At 70.6% G+C, this 18,257-nt stretch carries 15 protein-coding genes and 1 tRNA gene; 9 read left to right on the top strand and 7 right to left on the bottom strand.

Features of this window, described 5'->3' with window-relative positions; genetic code table 11:
• Positions 1-234: 234 nt before the first annotated feature.
• Positions 235-1,974 (top strand): L-lactate permease, encoded by a 1,740-nt coding sequence (locus MPPM_RS22565; protein ID WP_096486969.1) that lies wholly within the window; start codon positions 235-237, stop codon positions 1,972-1,974.
• A gap of 191 nt (positions 1,975-2,165) precedes the next feature.
• Here the strand turns inward: MPPM_RS22565 and MPPM_RS22560 are convergent, their stop codons facing one another.
• Positions 2,166-2,603, bottom strand: a complete 438-nt coding sequence (locus tag MPPM_RS22560) for a DUF983 domain-containing protein (protein ID WP_096486968.1) — start codon at positions 2,601-2,603, stop codon at positions 2,166-2,168.
• Positions 2,604-2,777: 174 nt separating this feature from the next.
• Here MPPM_RS22560 and MPPM_RS22555 point away from each other — a divergent pair, with 174 nt between their 5' ends.
• Complete coding sequence (locus MPPM_RS22555) at positions 2,778-3,308, top strand: GNAT family N-acetyltransferase (RefSeq protein ID WP_096486967.1); 531 nt, start codon at positions 2,778-2,780, stop codon at positions 3,306-3,308.
• Positions 3,309-3,514: 206 nt separating this feature from the next.
• Positions 3,515-4,255, top strand: a complete 741-nt coding sequence (locus MPPM_RS22550; RefSeq protein ID WP_096486966.1) for a response regulator — start codon at positions 3,515-3,517, stop codon at positions 4,253-4,255.
• A gap of 10 nt (positions 4,256-4,265) precedes the next feature.
• Here MPPM_RS22550 and MPPM_RS22545 read toward each other — a convergent pair whose 3' ends face one another.
• A complete protein-coding gene (locus tag MPPM_RS22545) occupies positions 4,266-5,156 on the bottom strand; it encodes a DMT family transporter (protein WP_096486965.1) in 891 nt (296 codons plus the stop codon).
• Between the two features lie 120 nt (positions 5,157-5,276).
• Here MPPM_RS22545 and MPPM_RS22540 point away from each other — a divergent pair, with 120 nt between their 5' ends.
• Entirely contained in the window at positions 5,277-6,698 is a 1,422-nt protein-coding gene (locus MPPM_RS22540) for an aminotransferase-like domain-containing protein (RefSeq protein WP_096486964.1), read from the top strand.
• A 30-nt stretch (positions 6,699-6,728) separates the two neighbouring features.
• Here the strand turns inward: MPPM_RS22540 and MPPM_RS22535 are convergent, their stop codons facing one another.
• Positions 6,729-9,137: a hybrid sensor histidine kinase/response regulator gene (locus tag MPPM_RS22535; RefSeq protein WP_096487983.1), complete on the bottom strand. Its 2,409-nt coding sequence runs from the start codon at positions 9,135-9,137 to the stop codon at positions 6,729-6,731.
• A gap of 78 nt (positions 9,138-9,215) precedes the next feature.
• Positions 9,216-10,577 (bottom strand): pentapeptide repeat-containing protein, encoded by a 1,362-nt coding sequence (locus MPPM_RS22530; RefSeq protein ID WP_096486963.1) that lies wholly within the window; start codon positions 10,575-10,577, stop codon positions 9,216-9,218.
• 272 nt (positions 10,578-10,849) lie between these two features.
• Here MPPM_RS22530 and MPPM_RS22525 point away from each other — a divergent pair, with 272 nt between their 5' ends.
• Both MPPM_RS22525 and MPPM_RS22520 read left to right on the top strand, forming a co-directional pair.
• A complete protein-coding gene (locus MPPM_RS22525) occupies positions 10,850-11,224 on the top strand; it encodes a response regulator (protein ID WP_096486962.1) in 375 nt (124 codons plus the stop codon).
• A gap of 235 nt (positions 11,225-11,459) precedes the next feature.
• A complete protein-coding gene (locus tag MPPM_RS22520; RefSeq protein WP_096486961.1) occupies positions 11,460-13,409 on the top strand; it encodes an AI-2E family transporter in 1,950 nt (649 codons plus the stop codon).
• A gap of 126 nt (positions 13,410-13,535) precedes the next feature.
• On the opposite strand, the gene MPPM_RS22515 is transcribed toward MPPM_RS22520, so the two are convergent.
• Complete coding sequence (locus MPPM_RS22515; protein WP_096486960.1) at positions 13,536-13,982, bottom strand: DMT family transporter; 447 nt, start codon at positions 13,980-13,982, stop codon at positions 13,536-13,538.
• 243 nt (positions 13,983-14,225) lie between these two features.
• A complete protein-coding gene (locus MPPM_RS22510) occupies positions 14,226-15,383 on the bottom strand; it encodes a Gfo/Idh/MocA family protein (RefSeq protein ID WP_096486959.1) in 1,158 nt (385 codons plus the stop codon).
• Positions 15,384-15,673: 290 nt separating this feature from the next.
• Between MPPM_RS22510 and MPPM_RS22505 the strand changes: the two genes are divergently transcribed.
• Positions 15,674-16,816 carry a glycosyltransferase family 2 protein gene (locus MPPM_RS22505; RefSeq protein WP_096486958.1) on the top strand — a complete coding sequence of 381 codons (1,143 nt, stop codon included), beginning with the start codon at positions 15,674-15,676 and terminating at the stop codon, positions 16,814-16,816.
• A 123-nt stretch (positions 16,817-16,939) separates the two neighbouring features.
• Here MPPM_RS22505 and lipB read toward each other — a convergent pair whose 3' ends face one another.
• Complete coding sequence (gene lipB / locus MPPM_RS22500) at positions 16,940-17,683, bottom strand: lipoyl(octanoyl) transferase LipB (protein WP_096486957.1); 744 nt, start codon at positions 17,681-17,683, stop codon at positions 16,940-16,942.
• Positions 17,684-17,740: 57 nt separating this feature from the next.
• Between lipB and MPPM_RS22495 the strand changes: the two genes are divergently transcribed.
• Positions 17,741-18,046: a FliM/FliN family flagellar motor switch protein gene (locus MPPM_RS22495; RefSeq protein WP_017483910.1), complete on the top strand. Its 306-nt coding sequence runs from the start codon at positions 17,741-17,743 to the stop codon at positions 18,044-18,046.
• Positions 18,047-18,172: 126 nt separating this feature from the next.
• Positions 18,173-18,257, top strand: a tRNA-Leu gene (locus MPPM_RS22490).

Genomic DNA, 18,257 nt, shown 5'->3' with positions numbered 1-18,257 from the left:
ACCCAGTTCCTGGTTGTGTCGAGCAATCGGCTCACGCCGGCGTGAAAAGGCCTCTTCCCTGACGCCGCATTGCTTCGGCCGCCGCCGGTGCGAAAAAGCGTCACCCGGCCAACATCGGCCGGGATACGGATTGAATACATGATGTCGTGCGTTGAGCGAGCTTGGCGGCTCTGCTAGCACCCTGTGCCAGAAGGCTCCGGCGGAAGATCGGGGCGTGGGAGGAGGCCGACACCCGTGACCCCCTGGAATCAGGTCTACGATCCATTTGGGAGCCAGTGGCTCTCGACCTTCGTCGCGTCATTGCCGGTCATCGCCCTGCTCGGGATGATCGCCAGCGGCAAGATCAAGGTCCACATCGCCGCGGTGCTGGCCCTCATCGTCGCCTTCCTCGTGGCGGTGGTTGCCTTCGGCATGCCGACGGATCTCGCCGTGCGCGCCACGATCCTCGGCGTCGTCACGGGCATGTTTCCGATCGGCTGGATCATCCTCAACGTCATCTTCCTCTACCGCCTGACGGTGGAGAAGGGATGGTTCGCCATCCTCCAGCAATCGGTGGCCGGCATCACCGAGGACCGGCGCATCCAGCTCCTGCTGGTGGCCTTCGCCTTCGGCGCCTTCTTCGAGGGGGCGGGCGGCTTCGGCACCCCAGTGGCCGTCACCGGCGCCATCCTGATCGGTCTCGGCTTCTCGCCGCTGGCCGCCTCCGGCCTCTCGCTCATCGCCAATACCGCCCCCGTGGCCTACGGCGCGCTCGGCGCTCCGGTGCAGGGTCTCGCTTCGGTGACGGGCTACGACCCCTACGTGCTCGGCGCGATGATCGGCCGCCAGCTGCCGTTCTTCTCGGTGATCGTGCCGTTCTGGCTGATCTGGGTGTTCGCGGGCTTCCGCGGCATGATGGCGATCTGGCCGCCGATCGCGGTGTGCGGCATCTCGTTTGCCGCGGCGCAGTTCCTGATCTCGAACTACATCAACCCCTGGATCGTCGACATCGGCGCCTCGCTCGTCTCGATGGCGGCGCTGGTCGCCTTCCTGAAGGTTTGGCGCCCGGCCCAGATCTGGACCTCGCCGGCGCTCCGCGGCCACGACCCGTCCATCGGCTACGGCGAGCCCAAGCCCGCCTCCCTCGGCGCGGGCGTCCCCGGCGACCTGCCCAAGGTGCATGTCGGCGGCCGCTCGGCCTCCTCGCAGGAGATCCTCATGGCCTGGGTGCCGTGGATCATCCTCTCGATCATCGTGGCGATCTGGGGTACCGGCTGGTTCAAGGGGATCGTGAACCCGATCTTCTCGTGGAAGTACGAGGTGCCGGGCCTGCACAACATGATCATGAAGGTGCCGCCCGTGGAGGCTGCGCCGAAGGCCGAGGCCGCGATCTTCAACTTCACCTACATGTCCTACACCGGCACGGGCGTGCTCTTCGCCGCGATCATCTCCGGCCTGATCATGCGCTTCTCGCCGGTGCGCCTCGTCACCGCCTATGTCGAGACGATCTGGGTGCTGCGCTACTCGCTCATCACCATCGCCGCGATGCTCGCGCTCGGCGTGCTCACCCGCTACGCCGGCGTCGACGCGACGCTGGGTCTGGCCTTTGCCGGCACGGGCATCCTCTACCCGTTCTTCGGCACGCTGCTGGGCTGGCTCGGCGTCGCGCTGACGGGCTCTGACACCGCCTCCAACGTGCTGTTCGGCGGCCTGCAGCGGATCACCTCGGAGCAGCTCGGCCTGTCGGGCATCCTGATGGCCTCGGCGAACTCGTCCGGCGGCGTGATGGGCAAGATGATCGACGCCCAGTCGATCGTCGTCGCCTCGACCGCGACGGGCTATTTCGGTCAGGAGAGCAAGATCCTGCGCTTCGTGTTCTGGCACTCGATCGTGCTGGCCTGCCTCGTCGGTGGTCTCGTGATGCTCCAGGCCTACGTCTACCCGTTCACCGAGATGGTGATCCATCCGGCCGCCACGGCGCCCGCGGCGCACTGACCGACCGGATCGACGACCGCACGACGAAAAGCCCGCCCCGATCACTCGGGGCGGGCTTTTCGATTTCCGGCGATCCCAGGGGGATCATGCAGCGTCCGCCGGATTGAGGCGGAAGCCACCCGGCCCCGCCCTCGGTGAGGGGCGGAGCGCGCCTCGCGGAACACGCCGATGGGAATGCGTATCGACGCGGCTCAGCGCGGGCCGGGCACGTCCGGCTTCGCCGTCGGCGCGGAGGGCGGGACCGGGCGCGCGAGCCGTCCCTCCTCGGCCCGGTGGACGTACTGGCTCGCCACCAGCCAGCCCTTGAAGAAGCGCAAGGGGAGGGTGCAGGTGATCAGCACCACCGGGAGCGTCAGGACGAAGTGCAGCCAGAGCGGCGGGTCGTAGGTCAGTTCCAGCCACAGGCCGAAGGCGACCGCCGGAATCGCCGTCGTCATCATCACGAAGAAGGCCGGACCGTCGGCGGGATCGGCGAAGGAGAAGTCGAGCCCGCACACGTCGCAGCGCGGAGCGAGATTCAGAAACCCCTTGAACAGGTGGCCTCGGCCGCAGCGCGGGCAGGCGCTGCGCGCCGCCACGGAGAGCGGCGACTGGGGCTCGTACCGGGTGTCGTCACGGGTATCGTTCATCGCGGTCTCCTGGCGGGGCAACCGGCACCCGCTGCGATGGTTCGCCGACGCCCCGCACTCTATCCATGCGGGACCGAACCGCCTTTTTCGAGCCAATATTTTTTCGGGCGAGCGGGATTAACCGGCGCCATCGGCGCGTTCATTCAGTCACGCGTGCCACATCGTTTCCCGACAATGTTCTTCCGCCGCGTCCGCCGCGACAGCCTGAACGACCTGCCCGGTCTCGAGACCGCGCGCCTGACGATCGCGCCGCTCGGCGCGGGTGACGCGCAGGCCCTGCGCAGGCTCACCGACGATCCGGCGATCATCGGAGCGGTCGATTTCCTTGCGGTTCCCTTCACTCTGGCGGATGCCGAGGCGCTGATCGCCTCCGGCCGGCACGGACGCGACCGGTTCCTCGGGGCTTGGAGCCGCGAGGAAACCACCCCGCTCGTCGGCGTCGTCGGCACGCATCTGCGGGGGGAGGGGGCCGTCGAGATCGGCTACTGGATCGGCGGTGCCGCCCGCGGGCGCGGCTTCGGGACGGAGGCGGTCTCCGCCATCGTCGGCCTGCTGCGCCGCCGCTTTCCGCGCCGGGCGATCGTGGCCGAGTGCCGGCCGGGCAACGTCGCCTCCTGGGGCCTGCTGCACAAGCTCGGCTTTCGCGAGACCGGCTCGGAGGGGCACCGTCCCGGCCGCCGCCAACTCGTCCTCGAAGGGGCGTGACGCCGGACGCCGCGCCCTCCCGGATTTCGTCGGGAGCTCTCCATCCACGGGTCGAGGATGCGTCGCCATCCGCTCCCGCATCGCAGCCGCGAGGATCTTTCCGGCTTTCCGGACGGCTCGCATTGGACGAAAGGTCGAGAGGCGGCCGCGCCCGAAATGCCTTATGAGATCCAGGAAGGGACCGTGGGCCGGCCCCGCCGGAAGGCATGATCGCGATGACGGCCACCGCAGCATCGGACTTCGTACCGGACACGAGGGAGAGCACGGGTTTGCCCGCGCTTGCGGGCGAGAACGCCCTGCGCCTCCTCCTCGTCGACGATCATCCGCTCTTCCGCGAGGCGCTGGCGAGCGCCATCGCCCTGGCCTTTCCGAAGGCGGAGCTGCACGAGGCCGACGGCATCCGCGCGGCCTGCGAGGTTCTGGACCGGAACCCCGCCATCGACCTGACCCTGCTCGACCTCTCGATGCAGGGCGTGACTGGGTTCGAGGGGCTCACCACGATCCGCGCGCGCTTTCCCCGCGTCCCGATCCTGATCGTCTCCGGCGTCACCGAACCGCGCGTCATGCAGGAGGCCTTGCGCCACGGCGCGGCGGGCTTCGTGCCGAAGGCCGTCGACAAGGCGACCCTGACCCGGGCGATTTCCGAGGTGCTCGGCGGCGCCCTGTTCATGCCGCCCGACCTCTCCGCGACGCCGGCCCCGGTGCGGGGCGGCGACAAGGCGCCGATCGCCGAGCGGGTCGCCCGCCTGACCCCGCAGCAGATGCGGGTGCTCGGCATGATCCGCCAGGGCAAGCTCAACAAGCAGATCGCCTACGAGTTGCAGGTCGGCGACTCGACCGTGAAGGCGCACGTCTCCGAGATCCTGCGCAAGCTCGAAGTCATCAGCCGCACGCAGATCGTGATCGAAACGGCCTTTCTCGACTTCGATCAGACGTCGGGCTTCTGAACCGATCGCCTCAGGCGAAGCGCTTGGCCGCGACGACGCACAGCACCACCCCGGCGGCGACCGCGATCATCCCGCCCTCGACCGGCTCGTGCAGCAGGAGGCCGGCCAGCGCGAGGGCGAGGAAGGGCTGGAGCAGTTGCAGCTGCCCGACCCCGGCGATGCCGCCGAGCGCCAGCCCGCGATACCAGAACACGAAGCCGACCAGCATGCTGAAGACGGAGACGTAGCCGAGCCCGGCCCAGGCCGGCAGGCCGATGCCGCGCCAGGTCTCGGGCAGGGTCGCGAGCGCCAGGACCGCCATGGCAGGAGCGGCCAGCAGGAGTGCCCAGGAGATGACCTGCCAGCCGCCGAGCCGGCGCGACAGGTGCGCGCCCTCGGCATAGCCCAGGCCGCAGAGCAGGATCGCGCCGAGCATCAGCCCGTCGCCCGCGAGGTCGCCGCCGCCTCCCCGGGCCAGAGCGAAGCTCGCGACCAGAAGGCTGCCCATGCCCGAGAACAGCCAGAAGGCGGGTTTGGGCCGGTCGGACGCGTGCAGCCACACACCGAACCCGGCCGTGGCGAGCGGCAGCAGGCCGATGAAGACGATGGAGCGGGCCGATGTGATCTGCCGCAGGGCCAGCGCCGTGAGCAGGGGAAAGCCGACCACCACGCCGAGGGCCACCACGGCGAGCGGACCGAGATCGGCCCGCGCCGGCCGCCTCTGCCGCAGCAGGGCCAGAAGGACGGCTCCGAGCCCGGCGGCGATCACGGCGCGCGAGGCGGTGAGGAACAGCGGCGTGAAGCCGCCCACTGCCAGCCGCGTGGCCGGCAGCGACCCGCTGAAGATGATCACGCCGAGGAAGCCGTGGCCCCAGCCGTCCCAGTTCGTCCCGCGCGGTTCGTTCTTGTCATGATCCTGCATCGTTCGCCTCTTGAGCCGTCAGAGGCTAACCGGCGGGCCCTGGCCGCGACAGAAACAGTAACGTACGGTTTTGCCCAAACTGTATGGTCCGCTGCATCGGTACGCCCGGATGATCGTGACATGACGGATGAAGCAGGCGGACGCATCGGAGCGGTGGTGACGGCGATCCGGCGAAAGCTCGCCGGCGGCGCCTTGATGCCGGGGGAGAAGCTGCCCTCGATCCGCGGCTTCGCCGCAACGATGGGCGTCTCGCCCTCGACCGTGGTCGAGGCCTACGACCGGCTGGCGGCGGAGGGGCTGATCCGGGCCCGGCCGGGCTCCGGTTTCTACGTCGCGGGTGCGGTCTCGCCGCTGGCGCTCGCCGAGGCGGAGCCGCGCCGGGAACGGGCGATTGATCCGCTCTGGGTGTCGCGTCAATCGCTCGATGCCGGGCCGGAGATGCTGAAGCCGGGCTGCGGCTGGCTTCCGGCCGAGTGGATGCCGAACGCGGCGCTCCGCCGGGCCGTGCGCGGCCTCGCGCAGGCCGGGGACACGGTTCTGACCGATTACGGCGCCGCCCGCGGCCCCCTGTCCCTACGCCGCCACCTCGTGCGCCGGCTCGCGGGGGAGGGGATTGAGGCTGGGGCGGACCAGTTGCTGCTCACCGCCTCGGGCACGCAGGCCATCGACCTGATCGGCCGCTTCCTCCTGCGGCCCGGCGACACGGTGGTCGTGGACGATCCCTGCTACTTCAACTTCCAGGCCCTGCTGCGCGTGCACGCGGTCCGGATCGTCGGCGTGCCCTACACGCCGACGGGCCCCGACCTGACGGCCTTCGCCGCGGCGCTCGCCGAGCATCGCCCGCGCCTCTACGTCACCAATTCCGCGCTCCACAATCCGACCGGCGCGACGCTCGCGCCGCAGACCGCTCACCGGCTCCTGACGCTCGCGGCGGGCCACGACCTCACGATCGTCGAGGACGACATCTTCGCCGATCTGGAGCCCGAGCCCTCGCCCCGGCTCGCCGCCCTCGACGGCCTCGCCCGCGTCATCCGCATCGGCAGTTTCTCCAAGACGCTCTCGGCCTCGATCCGCTGCGGCTACGTCGCGGCCCGGCCGGACTGGATCGAGGCGCTGGTCGATCTCCAGGTCGCGACGAGCTTCGGCGGCCCGAGCCCCGTTGCCGCCGAGCTGATCGCCGGCACGCTCGCCGACGGCAGCTACCGCAAGCATCTGGAGAGTTTGCGCCGCCGCTTGTCGCGGGCGCGCTTGGAGGCCACCGCCCGGCTCGGGTCACTCGGCATCGCGCCCTGGATCGTGCCGCGCGGCGGGTTCACTCTCTGGTGCCGCCTGCCCGAGGGGCTCGACGCGGCGGCCCTGGCCCGCGCCGGCCTGCAGGAAGGCTTGGTGCTGGCGCCCGGCAACGTCTTCAGCCACTCGCAGACGGCCGGCGGCTTCATGCGCTTCAACGCCGCGCAGATGACCGACCCGGGGGTCTACGAGAGGCTGGCGCGGGCGATGGCATGCGCGCGAATTGGCGCCGATCGCCCGTCCACACCCTGAGGCAGGCGGCCGGAAAAAGGCCGGCCGATGCTACGGCGGCAGCTTGTCGATCAACCGCTGGATCTTGCCCGGCAGCGGGGTGCCGTCCTGTCGGGCGTAGAGGTCGCGCAGTTGCCGGCCGATCTCGGACAGGCTCATCGAGCCCTTCATGATCAGCCGGTCGGCCTGGGCGCCCAGGCTCTCCCTCTCCGAGGGGGTGATCTCCTTGGCGGTGAGCACCACCACGGGGATGGTGTCGCCGTCCGGGCGCCCGCGCAGCGCCCGCAGGAAGGCGAAGCCGTCCATCACCGGCATCATCAGGTCGAGCAGGATCAGGCTCGGGCGCTCCGTGTCGAGGCTCTCGAGGGCGGCGGCGCCGTTCTCGGCCTCGCGCACCTGCCAGCCGTCGCGCGCGAGCGTGCGGCGTACCCGCTCGCGGGCATCCGCATCGTCGTCGACCACGAGCACGCTGCCCTCGCGGTCCACGGGTCGGTAGCGCTCCATCGCCTCCTTGAGCGCGCTCCAGTCGATGGGCTTGACCATGTAGTCGGTGGCGCCGAGCACGTGGGCGAGGCTGAACTCGTTGACCACGCTGGTGATGATCACCGGGGTCTCGGCGATCTCGGGATCGGTGCGGATCGCGTGCAGCACCGCCCAGCCGTCCATGCGCGGCATCTCGATGTCGAGCAGGATCGCCCTGGGCTTCAACGCCCGGGCCAGGGTCAGCCCGGCCCGCCCGTCATTGGCGGTGCGCACGCGAAATCCCTCGCGTTCGAGGAAGCGCTGGAGCAGGTCGCGGGCGGCGGGGTCGTCGTCGACGAGCAGCACCACGTCGTGCAGATGCGCCTCGCCGTCGGTGATCTCGTGGACACGGGCGGCGACGCTCTCAGCCTCAACCTCCTCCTCGTGGGCGTCGATCTCGGCCGGCAGGCGGATCGTGAAGGTCGCGCCCGCGCCGAAGGTGCTCTCGACGCCGATCGTGCCGCCCATGCGCTCGACGAAGGCGCGGGTGATGGCAAGGCCGAGGCCGGTGCCGCCGAACTGGCGCGTGGTCGATTCGTCGGCCTGGGAGAAGCGCTCGAACAGCCGGCCGATCTGCTCCTCGGTCAGGCCGATGCCGGTGTCGGAGACGGCAAAGCTCATCCAGTCGGCCCCGTCCTCCCGGAAGCGCCGCACGGAGAGGACGATCTCCCCGTCCTCCGAGAACTTGGCGGCGTTGCCGATCAGGTTGATCAGCGACTGGCGCAGCTTCAGCTGGTCCTGATGCATCGCACCCAGGCCGGTCGTCGGATCGCCTTCGAGGTCGAGGCGGAAGTGGTTGCGCTTCTTCGTGATCAGGCTCTGCGTCGCGGCGGTGACGTCCTCGATCAGCGTCGCCACGTCGAAGCTCTCCGCCGCCAGCGTCAGCCGCCCGGCCTCGATCTTGGAAATGTCGAGCACGTCGTTGATGAGGCCGAGCAGGTGGCGGGCGGAGGCCTCGATCTTGCGCAGGTCCGGCAGCAATTCCGCCTGCCCCAGATCCTCCAGCTCCTCGCCGAGCATCTCGGAATAGCCGATCACCGCCGAGAGCGGCGTGCGCAGCTCGTGGCTCATATTGGCCAGGAACTGGCTTTTCGCGAGATTGGCGGCTTCCGCCGCCGCGCGGGCGTGCTCGATCGCGGCCTCGGCTTCCTTGCGGGCGGTGATGTCAATGTTGAGCCCGACCCATTCGCGGATGGTGCCGTCCTCGCCGAGCACCGGCACGCCGCGCACCTCCATGTCGCGCCACACCCCGTCGTGGCGGCGCAGGCGGTACTCGACCTCGTAGGTCTTCACCGCCTCGACGCATTCCGCCCAGACCTCGGCGGCCCGCGCCCGGTCGTCGGGATGGACCGCGTCGACCCAGCCCCAGCCCTGGTAGGCCTCGTCGCCCTGGCCGGTATAGGCGGCCCAGCGCGGCTGGGGCGGCATCAGCTCGCCCGCGGCCGTGGTGTTCCAGATCACGGCGGCGGAGGCATCGACCAGCGCCCGGAAACGCTGCTCGGAATGGCCCAGCGCGTCCTGCGCGAGGCGCGTCTCGGTGACGTCGGTGTTGGTGCCGTACCAGCGCACGATGACGCCGTCGGCGTTGCGCACCGGCTCGGCCAGCGACAGGAACCAGCGATACCGCCCGTCCCTGCCGCGCAAGGGGAAGGTGTCCTGCCACGATTCCCCGGCCGCGATGCAGGCGGCGAAGCGGGCCGCCGCGCGCTCGAGATGGTCCGGGTGGTGCAGCTTGCGCCAGCCGTGATCGGCCATCTCGGCGGGCGTGGTGCCGGTGTAGTCGTACCAGCGGCGATTGTACCAGACGAGGTTGCCGTCGGCCTCGGCGATCCAGGCGAGTTGCGGCAGCGCGTCGGCGAGGTTGCGGAAATCCGCCATGGTCGGCCCGGTGGCCGGCACCTTCCCGTCCTGTACGGTCACGGTGATGTCTCCCGTCATGACGCTGCCGTCCGGCATCGCGTTGAAAGCTGTGGCCGGCTTTCGCGGCGATGCGAAATCAAAAGTCGGAGCCGCCGCTCAGCGCCGCAGCCGGTTGCCGAGGACGAAGCCGAACAGGCCCATCAGCACGATCCCCGCGGCGCCCTGCAGCCCGACCAGCAGGTTGGTGACGCGCCCCAGCGGCTTCACGCCGATCTCCGGGGGATTGGCGGTCATCATGTTGAGCGCGCTGTAGCTGACGAGGTCGAGGGGGTTGTAGGTCGGGGTGTTCGCACCCTCGTGGAACAGCCCGCCCGTCGCCCCGTAGGCCGCGGCGAAGAGCAGGATGCCGACGAGGAAGGCGCGGGCGATCCGCGACAGGCTCTCGCCGTAATCGCACAGCCACTCGACAAAGCGGTCGGCGATCCAGCGGTAGCCATAGCTCACCGTGCCCCGAAAATCGCGGGTGGAAAGGGCCTCGCGGGCGCGTAAGCCCGCATGGCGGCGGCCCATGCGGCGCCCGCGCTTGTAGGCCCAGCTCGCGCCTTCGGGGCTGCCGATGCTCTGGAGGTTGCGTTCGAGCGCGAGATAGCTCGCCTGCGCCGCCTCGTACTCGCCCGCGATCTCCTCGCCGACCGCTCCGCCGAGCTGATCGACGGTGAGGCGCACGCCCTCCAGCCACGCCCCGGCGAAGCGCGCGTGGCGCAGCCGGCACCCGGTGAGATCGAGCCGTACGAGGCTGGTGCGGGAAAAGTCGGCCCCCGACAGGTCGGCCCCGTCGAGCCGCGCGTCGGAGAAGTTGGCGCCGCGCAGCCGCGAGCCGACGAGCCGCGCCTTCTTGAGGCTCGCGCCGGAAAAGTCGGCGCCGGTCAGGTTGCAGTCGGAGAGGTTGGCCTCGTCGAGCCGGGCCTTCCGGAACACGGAATCGTCCGCATCCGCTCCCGAGAAGTCGGTGCCCCACAGGTCGGCGCCCTCGAAGCGGGCGCCGTCGAGCAGCGCCTTGTCGAGCCGGGCGAAGCGCATGGTCGCGCCGGAGAAGTCGGCATCCTCGATCATCGCCTCGCGGAAGGAGGCCTGTCCGCCGGCGATTCCGATAAAGCGCGCGCCGCTGAGGTCGGCGCCGGCAAAATCGGCCTCTTCCAGGCAGGCGCCCGCGAAGCCGGCGGAGCGCGCGAGCGCACCCGCGAGCGAGGCGCGGCGCAGGTTGGCTCCCGACAGGTCCGTCTCCTCCAGCCGGGCATCGGCGAGATCGGCCTGCGCCAGATCGAGCCCGCCCGGGTCCCGCGCCCACCAGCGCGGCGGCGCCTGCGGGTCGAGGCGCGCCGTCAGGGCGGCGTGCCCGAGGTCGAGCCCGGCGAGGTCGTCGCGCCCGCTGATCGCGAAAGGCGCCTCGCGCACCGCGAGATGCGCGAGCAGCGCCGCGACGCGCGGATCATCGTCCTCCGCCCCGCCATCCCGCACCGCGCCAGCCCCGCATGATCCGCCCGTGAGCCCCTTAACCGCGTCGGGCCGAGCGAGACAAGGCGACGAAGATGACAAGGGTTACGGATTGCGCGCAGCCCCATGACACCGCAACGGGTTTTTGCGCGTTAGAGCATCGTCCCGAAAGGTGGCCTCCGGCTTTCGGAAAAGACGGTGCAGAAACGAAGGCCTGGAGCCTGCTCCCGATCCGATATCCGGAACGGGCTCCAGGCTGCGGACAGCCGCGTGCGGCGCGGGAAGGGGTTTCGGGCGTGTCGGGAAAAATCCTGCTGGTGGAAGATCACGAGGAGATCTGGGACTTCCTCTCCCGCCGGCTGAAGCGCCGCGGCTACGAGGTGGTGCTTGCCCATGATGGAGAGGCCGGCGTGCAGCAGGCCCGCGCGGCCCAGCCCGACGTGATCCTGCTCGACATGAACCTGCCGATCCTCGACGGCTGGTCGACCGCCCGTGCCCTCAAGGCCGCCGCCGATACCCGCACGATCCCGATCATCGCCCTCACCGCCCACGCCATGTCGGGCGATCGCGACAAGGCGATCCAGGCCGGCTGCGACGACTACCATCCGAAGCCGATCGACTTCCCCAAGCTGCTCACCCAGATCGGCACGGCGATCGGAACGGGGGGTTGAGGGCGGCGGCCCGGCTCCCGTCTCATCCTCGGCCTCGTCCAACGCGGCCGCGATGCGGCCTCGAAGTGCGGTCCGAGAATCGCGCGGCGGGCGGAGTCCTCCGAGGCCTCGCTGTATCCCCTCAGGATGCGGGGCGCGATGGGAGCAGCTCTCCGTGCGATCCCCCGGTCCGGTCCCGGAAGTGCGGCCTTCCGCACCTCCCCGATGCCCGTGAGTCCGCCTTCATGAGGACGCCATGACCAACGACCCGGTCACCACGCGGCTGCTGCGCCAAGCGCTGCCGGTGGTGACGACGCTCGCCTCGCTGCTCCTCGTCGTGACCCTCGCCGGCGCGCTCTATCTCGGCCGCGACATCCTCGTGCCGGTGGCGCTGGCGATCCTGCTCAGCTTCGTCCTCGTTCCCGCCGTGCGCTGGCTGCGGCGCCTGCGGGTGCCGCGGGCGGCGGCGGTGCTGCTCGTGGTGCTGCTCGCCTTCGGAACGCTGGGGGCGGTGGGCAGCCTGATCGCTCGCGAGGCGGCGCAGCTCGCCGCCGACCTGCCGCGCTACTCGCTCACCCTGCGCGACAAGATCACGGCCCTGCGCGCCGCCACCGCCGAGCGCGGCGGCCTGTCCGACACCTTCTCCGGCTTCTTCGACATGGCGGAAGAGATCGGCAAGGAGTTGCAGCCGCCCACCAAGACCGAGTCCGAGACGGGCGCGGCTTTGGGCACGGCGGAGCGGCCGATGCAGGTCGAGATCCACGCCCCCCGCACCGGCCTGCTGACGACGCTGGGCAGCGTGGCGGGCGGCGTGCTGCACCCGCTGGCGACGCTCGGCCTGATCCTGCTGTTCACGATCTTCATCCTGCTCCAGCGCGAGGACCTGCGGAACCGCGCGATCCGGCTCGCGGGATCGAGCGACCTGCGCCGGACGACCGCGGCGATCGACGACGCCACCGCCCGGCTCAGCCGGTTCTTCATCGCGCAGCTCATCCTCAACCTCGCCTTCGGCCTCGTGATCGGCGTCGGCCTCTGGTTCATCGGCGTGCCGAGCCCGATCCTGTTCGGCGTCATTGCCGGCATCGCCCGGTTCGTGCCCTATATCGGCGCGGTGATCTCGGCGGTGCTGCCGCTCGCCATCGCGGTCGCGGTCGATCCCGGCTGGTCGATGGCGATCCAGGTCGCGATCCTGTTCGTGATCGTCGAGCCGATCGCCGGCCACGTGGTCGAGCCGCTGCTCTACGGGCACTCGACCGGCATCTCGCCGGTGGCGGTGATCCTGGCGGCGACGATCTGGACCTTCCTGTGGGGGCCGATCGGCCTGCTGCTCGCCACCCCGCTCACCGTCTGCCTCGTGGTGCTCGGCCGCCATGTCGAGCGGCTGTGGTTCCTCGACGTGATCCTCGGCGACCGCCCGGCGCTCGGACCGCAGGAGATCTTCTATCAGCGCATGCTCGCGGGCGACCCGGCCGAGGCGATCGAGCAGGGGCGGCTGTTCCTCAAGGAGCGGGCGCTCGTCACCTACTACGACGAGGTCGTCCTGGCCGGCCTGCGCATGGCCCAGGAGGACGCGGCCCGCGGCATGCTCGACCGCGAGCGGCAGAGCGAGGTGGGTGCGGGATTCCGCGCCGTGGTCGAGGCGCTGGGTCAGGCGCGCCGCCGCGTCATGCCGCGGCGCTCGCGCAAGCCCAGGGGCGCCGAGGCCGAGGCCGCCTTCGCCGCGGTGGGGCCGGATCGGCGCGCGGCCGGCATCGTGCTCGCCCCCGAGGATCTGGCCCCGGCCTGGCGCGGCCCGGCACCGGTCCTGTGCGTGGCGAGCGGGGGCGCCTTCGACGAGGCGGCCACCCTGATGCTCGCCCAGACCCTGTCCCGCCACGGCCTGGGTGCACGGACGGCGGCGGGCGATGCTCTGCGCGAGGGCGTGCCGGAGAGCGAGCGCCCGGCGATGATCTGCTTCTCCTATCTCGACCCGATCAGCCTCTCGCAGATCCGCCTGACCATTCGCCGCGCCCGCAAGGCCGCCCCGGGGGCGACGATCCTCGTCGGCTTCTGGCGCGAGCGCGACCCGGCCTCGCTCGCGCGTCTGCGGCGGGCCGTCTCGGCCGACCTGCTCGTGACCTCGCTGAGCGATGCCCTCGACGCGGCGCTGGAGCGGGCCCGGACGGCGCCCGCGGCTTCGGCCGCGCCCCGGCTGGCTGCGGAATAGGGCCGGTCACGGCTCCTCCGCGGCCCGATCCGCACGATTCCTCTCGGAGCAGCGGATGCGGGCCTCGCTCGGCCATCGCGCGGGCTGGCCGAGGCGGCCCTCGGCTTCGATCGGGCGCAGTCCGTGTCAGAACAGCGCCACCAGGGCGACGCCCGCGATCATCAGACCGCCGCCGACGAGGCGCGCGAGGCTCGCGGGATGGGTCGCGAAGCCCTCGAGTCCGAAATGGTCGAGGGTGATCGAGGTAACGACGCCCGCGGTGACGAGGAGGCCGAGGAAGGTCGCCGCCCCGATCCGCTGCGCGACGAAGAGCTGGGCCAGGATCACGCCGGCCCCGAGCACGCCGCCGCCCCAGGCCCACCAGGGCGTGCCGGCCACCTGCTGAAGCCCCGGCAGATGCAGCCGCCCCGTGGCGAGGCCGACGGCGAGCATGGTGACGGTGCCGACGAGCATCGAGACCAGCCCGGCCGCGAAGGGCTCGCCGCCGAAGGACCGCGCGAGTTGCGTGCTCTGGCCGGGCTGGACCGCCGTGGCGATGCCCGCGAGCAGGGCGATGCCGTAGAGGAAGATCATCGTTTTCCAGATCCCTGCGGCGCGATGGGAGCGTTTCGAGGACGCGTAGACGATTTCTGCTTGATCGCTTCGGGGCCGCCGGCTTCCGTCATCTGGAGGGCCGCGCAGCGGAACCCGGTATCCACCCGTGATGCGGGAAACACGGCTCCGTCGAAGCCCGTCGTGGATTCCGGCTTCGCTCGTCAGCCGCCCCGGAAGGCCGGTTGTGAGAATCGAACCCGAGTCAATTGGCCGGGAACGATCTCAATTCTTCGGCACCTTCTCCTTGCCCCTGCCGGGGTTGGAGGTGTTCACGAGGTCCGGAGCGGATTGCGCCGAAAGCGTCTGCTTCTGCGCCTCGGTGTCGATGCGGCGCCCGCGCGTGAACGGCTCCAGCTTCACCGGCCCGCCGGTTTCCAGAGCCTTCAGGATACCCTCGATCACCCGCAGGTCGGCATAGCCCTCCTCGGCGTCGGATTCGGGGTCGGTGCCGTTGAGGATGCAATCCGAGAAATACTTCAGCTCGCCGCCGAAATGGTCGGTGTTCTTGAAGCTCTCGTGGCTCTTCTTCTCGCCGAGCGTCACCGTGCGCTCCAGCGGCTTGCCGTACATGTAGGCCGGATTGACCTCGACGCTGCCCTTGGTGCCAACCACGGCGTAGGTATCGAGGACGTTGCCGTAATAGGACAGCACGAACTGTGCGAGGCGGTTGTTCGGGAAGCGCAGCGTCACCGCGACCGTGTCATCGAAGTCGCCGAACCCGGCCTCCCCGTGGCGCACGCCGACGGCCGAGACCACTTCGGTCGGCTCGTCACCGAACAGGTAGCGCACGGCATTGATCGGGTAGGGGCCCATGTCGAAGATCGGGCCCGCCTCGACGCCGCTCTTCGCCCGGTGGTTCTCCGGCGAGACCATCTGGGTGAAGGTCGAGCTGAAGGTCAGGATCTCGCCGAGCTCGCCTGAGCGGATCAGGTCGATGGTGGCCAGCGTCGCCGGCTCGAAATGCAGCCGGTAGGCGACCATCAGTTTGGCCGAGGATCCGGCCTGGGCCGCCATAATCTCCCGGCATTTCTGCGTCGAGATCTCCAGCGGCTTCTCCACCAGCACGTGGATGCCGGCCTTGAGGGCGGGGATCGCGAACTCGGCGTGGCGCCAGTTCGGGGTGGCGAGGTAGATCGCGTCGATGGTCCCCGAGGCGAGAAGATCTCCGAACTGCCCGTAGCCGTAGGTGTCGCTCACACCGTACCGCTCGCCGACCCGGCGCGCCTTCTCGGGATCACCGGTGACGAAGGCCGTGACCTCCGAATTGCCGGTATGCGCCACGCCCGGAAGCATCGCCTCCTGAGAGATGTCGCCGAGCGCCACCACGGCGTAGCGGACCTTCTTGCCCGAGGTCAGACCGAGGGCGGACAGGACGCTCATGCGGGAAATCTCCTTGATGCTCGGACAGGATAGCCACGGGCGACGGGCCCGTGCCGGTGGCCCGCTTCGCGGCGAAAGTCGGCGGGCTCGGGAAGGCCAGGGAAGGACGAGGGAAGGACGAGACCGGACGGCTGCAGATTGCCCGGGAAACCGGGGGCGACGGGCCCTGTTCCGCCGCACGGGACCATCAGCCGCGGTTCATCAAGCGTGGCGTAGAGGGGCGCGAGGCGCTGGCCGGAACCGCATCCGGTCCGTCCGGCGCCTCTCTTCGGCCTTCCCGGAGCCCGTCCGTGCCGCCCGTTTCCCCGACCCTCGACACCATCATCGCCATTCCCGTGCGCAACGAGGCCGAGCGGATCGCCCGCTGCCTGACGGCGATCGACGGGCAGGCCGGCCTCCCGCCGGGGCGCCTCGGGCTCGTGCTGTTCCTCAACAACTGCACCGATGGCACCGAGCGGATCGTGGCCGATCTGGTGCCGCGGCTAGCGATCCCGGTCCGGGTGATCGAGCGCGTCCATGCCGGGGCGCATGCCGGATGGGCGCGCCGCGCGGCGATGGACGCGGCGGTGGCGTGGCTCGAGGAGGAGGGGACGGCCGAGGCGGCCACGCTCCTGACGACGGATGCCGACAGCATCGTGCCGCCGGATTGGGTCGCGGCCAACCTCGCCGCCCTGGAGGCGGGTGCCGATGCGGTCGCCGGCCGGGTCGAGCTGATCCCGGAGGAGGCGGCCCTGCTGCCGCCCTCGCTGCCCGCCCGCGGCCGCCTGGAGGACACCTACGACGCGCTCATCACCGAGATGGAGGCGCGCATCGATCCCGATCCGCACGATCCCTGGCCCTGCCACCGCACCACCATCGGCGCCTCGCTCGCCGTGCGGCTGCCGGCCTATCGTGAGGTCGGCGGCATGCCGGAGATCCCGCTCGGCGAGGACGGCGCCTTCGTCGGCGCCCTGCTGCAGCGGGGCTTTCGCGTGCGTCACGACCGGGCGGTTCTGGTGCTGATCTCGGCCCGCCTCACCGGCCGCGCGGCCGGCGGCGTCGCCGACACGATCCGCTCCCGCTGCGAGGAGCCCGACGCCCTGTGCGACGCCCGGATGGAGGCGGTGCCGCGCGCGCTCCACCGCTACGTCTGGCGGGCGCGGCTGCGCCGCCTCTACAACGAGGGCCGTCTCACCCGCGATCTCGGCTGGGCGCGTCGGCTCGGCATCCCTGACGGCGAAGCCCGCCGCATCGCCGCCCTGCCGCGGGTCGGCGAGATCGTCGCGGCGGTGGACCGGGCCAGCCCGCGCCTCGCCTACCGCCCGCTGATGCCGAAGCAGTTGCCGGGGCAGATCCGGCTCGCCCGCCTCGTCCTGCCGCTGCTGCGCGCGGCCCTGCGCCGGCCGGCGCCATCCGCACTCCCCGTCATCCCGGCGGCCACCGCCGACGCGTAAAGTCTGGGATCCCAAAGGGGTCACCCCTTTGGCGGGGCGCCGGGGCAGCGCCCCGGCTTAACCCACCACCAGGGGTCCGCCCTGGACCCGCGAAAGGGATGATCCCTCTCGAAACCCCTGATCTCAGGCCTCGTCGCGGGTCGGGCCGAAGATCGGCTCGAAGGCCGCGCGCAGCGCCATGTCCACCTCGGGCAGGCTGACGATGCGGCCGAGATCGGCCAGGCTCGTGACGCCGTGCTCGCGCACGCCGCAGGGCACGATGCCGGAGAAGTGCGACAGGTCCGGCTCGACGTTGAGGCTGATGCCGTGCAGGCTGACCCAGCGCCGCACCCGGATGCCGATCGCCACGATCTTGTCCTCGACGCAGACACCGTTCACCTCGCCCTTCTCCGGGCGGCGCACCCAGACGCCGACCCGGTCCTCGCGGCGCTCGGCCCGGACGTTGTAGGCGTCGAGCGTCGCGATCAGCCACGCCTCCAGGCTCGCCACGTAGGCCCGCAGATCGGGCTTCCGCCGGTTGAGGTCGAGCATCACGTAGGCGATGCGCTGGCCCGGCCCGTGATAGGTGTACTGGCCGCCCCGCCCCGTGCGGTGAACGGGGAAGCGGTCCGGCTCGACGAGGTCGGCGGCCTTGGCCGAGGTGCCCGCGGTGTAGAGCGGCGGATGCTCGAGGAGCCAGACCAGCTCGTCCGCCTCACCCCGGGCGATCGCCGCGGCGCGCGCCTCCATCTCGGCCTCCGCCGCCGCGTAGTCGACGAGGGCGTCGGTCACGCGCCAGGCCACCGGCGGCGCGCCCGTGCGCGGCAGGAATGTCGCGGGTGCGATCGAAAGCCGGGAAGCGGGCGCCGTGAAGGAATTGTTTACCAAGACTTCACCCTTGCATGCGGAAGGTTGTCCGAGGGTTGACAAACGGAGCATCCGCGCGTGGCGGTCCTGGACGAATTGCAGGTCGATCTCAAGGTCGTGCTGGGGCGCAGCCACATGCCGCTGCACATGCTGCTGCGCATGGGCCGCGGCGCGGTGATCGAACTGGAGGCCACCGAGACCGACATGGTCGAGATCCTCGCCAACGACCATCCGATCGCCCGCGGGCAGATCGTGGTGACCGGCAACCGCATCTCCGTGGAGGTGACCGAGCTGATCCGCAAGGCCGAGGTGGTGCGCACCCCCGGCGTGACGATCGGCGAGGGCGCCGTGCCGATCCTCGACGACACGGATGCGGGGCTCTGACGCGTTTTCCGAGGCGGCAAAATGCGAAGAAGCGAATCCGGCGCTTGTGCCCGCCCCGGGCTTCTGTTATCCGCTGCGCCGCCCACACAAGACACCGGCCGCTGACGAAGCGGCACGGCGGCAAGGGCGGCCATGGCGGAATTGGTAGACGCGCTAGCTTGAGGTGCTAGTCCCGCGAGGGGTGGAGGTTCGAGTCCTCTTGGCCGCACCA

The sequence above is a fragment of the Methylorubrum populi genome, from assembly GCF_002355515.1.
Taxonomy (GTDB): Bacteria; Pseudomonadota; Alphaproteobacteria; order Rhizobiales; family Beijerinckiaceae; genus Methylobacterium; species Methylobacterium populi_A.
Note: the sequence above shows the minus strand (reverse complement) of the source record. Positions and strands in the feature narration are given on the sequence as shown.

Coding starts and splice junctions, on each gene's coding strand:
- MPPM_RS22520 (WP_096486961.1), top strand. CDS start 11,460: ATGACCAACGACCCGGTCACCACGCGGCTGCTGCGCCAAGCGCTGCCG.
- MPPM_RS22510 (WP_096486959.1), bottom strand. CDS start 15,383: ATGAGCGTCCTGTCCGCCCTCGGTCTGACCTCGGGCAAGAAGGTCCGC.
- MPPM_RS22535 (WP_096487983.1), bottom strand. CDS start 9,137: ATGACGGGAGACATCACCGTGACCGTACAGGACGGGAAGGTGCCGGCC.
- MPPM_RS22545 (WP_096486965.1), bottom strand. CDS start 5,156: ATGCAGGATCATGACAAGAACGAACCGCGCGGGACGAACTGGGACGGC.
- MPPM_RS22540 (WP_096486964.1), top strand. CDS start 5,277: ATGACGGATGAAGCAGGCGGACGCATCGGAGCGGTGGTGACGGCGATC.
- MPPM_RS22555 (WP_096486967.1), top strand. CDS start 2,778: ATGTTCTTCCGCCGCGTCCGCCGCGACAGCCTGAACGACCTGCCCGGT.
- MPPM_RS22560 (WP_096486968.1), bottom strand. CDS start 2,603: ATGAACGATACCCGTGACGACACCCGGTACGAGCCCCAGTCGCCGCTC.
- MPPM_RS22550 (WP_096486966.1), top strand. CDS start 3,515: ATGATCGCGATGACGGCCACCGCAGCATCGGACTTCGTACCGGACACG.
- MPPM_RS22515 (WP_096486960.1), bottom strand. CDS start 13,982: ATGATCTTCCTCTACGGCATCGCCCTGCTCGCGGGCATCGCCACGGCG.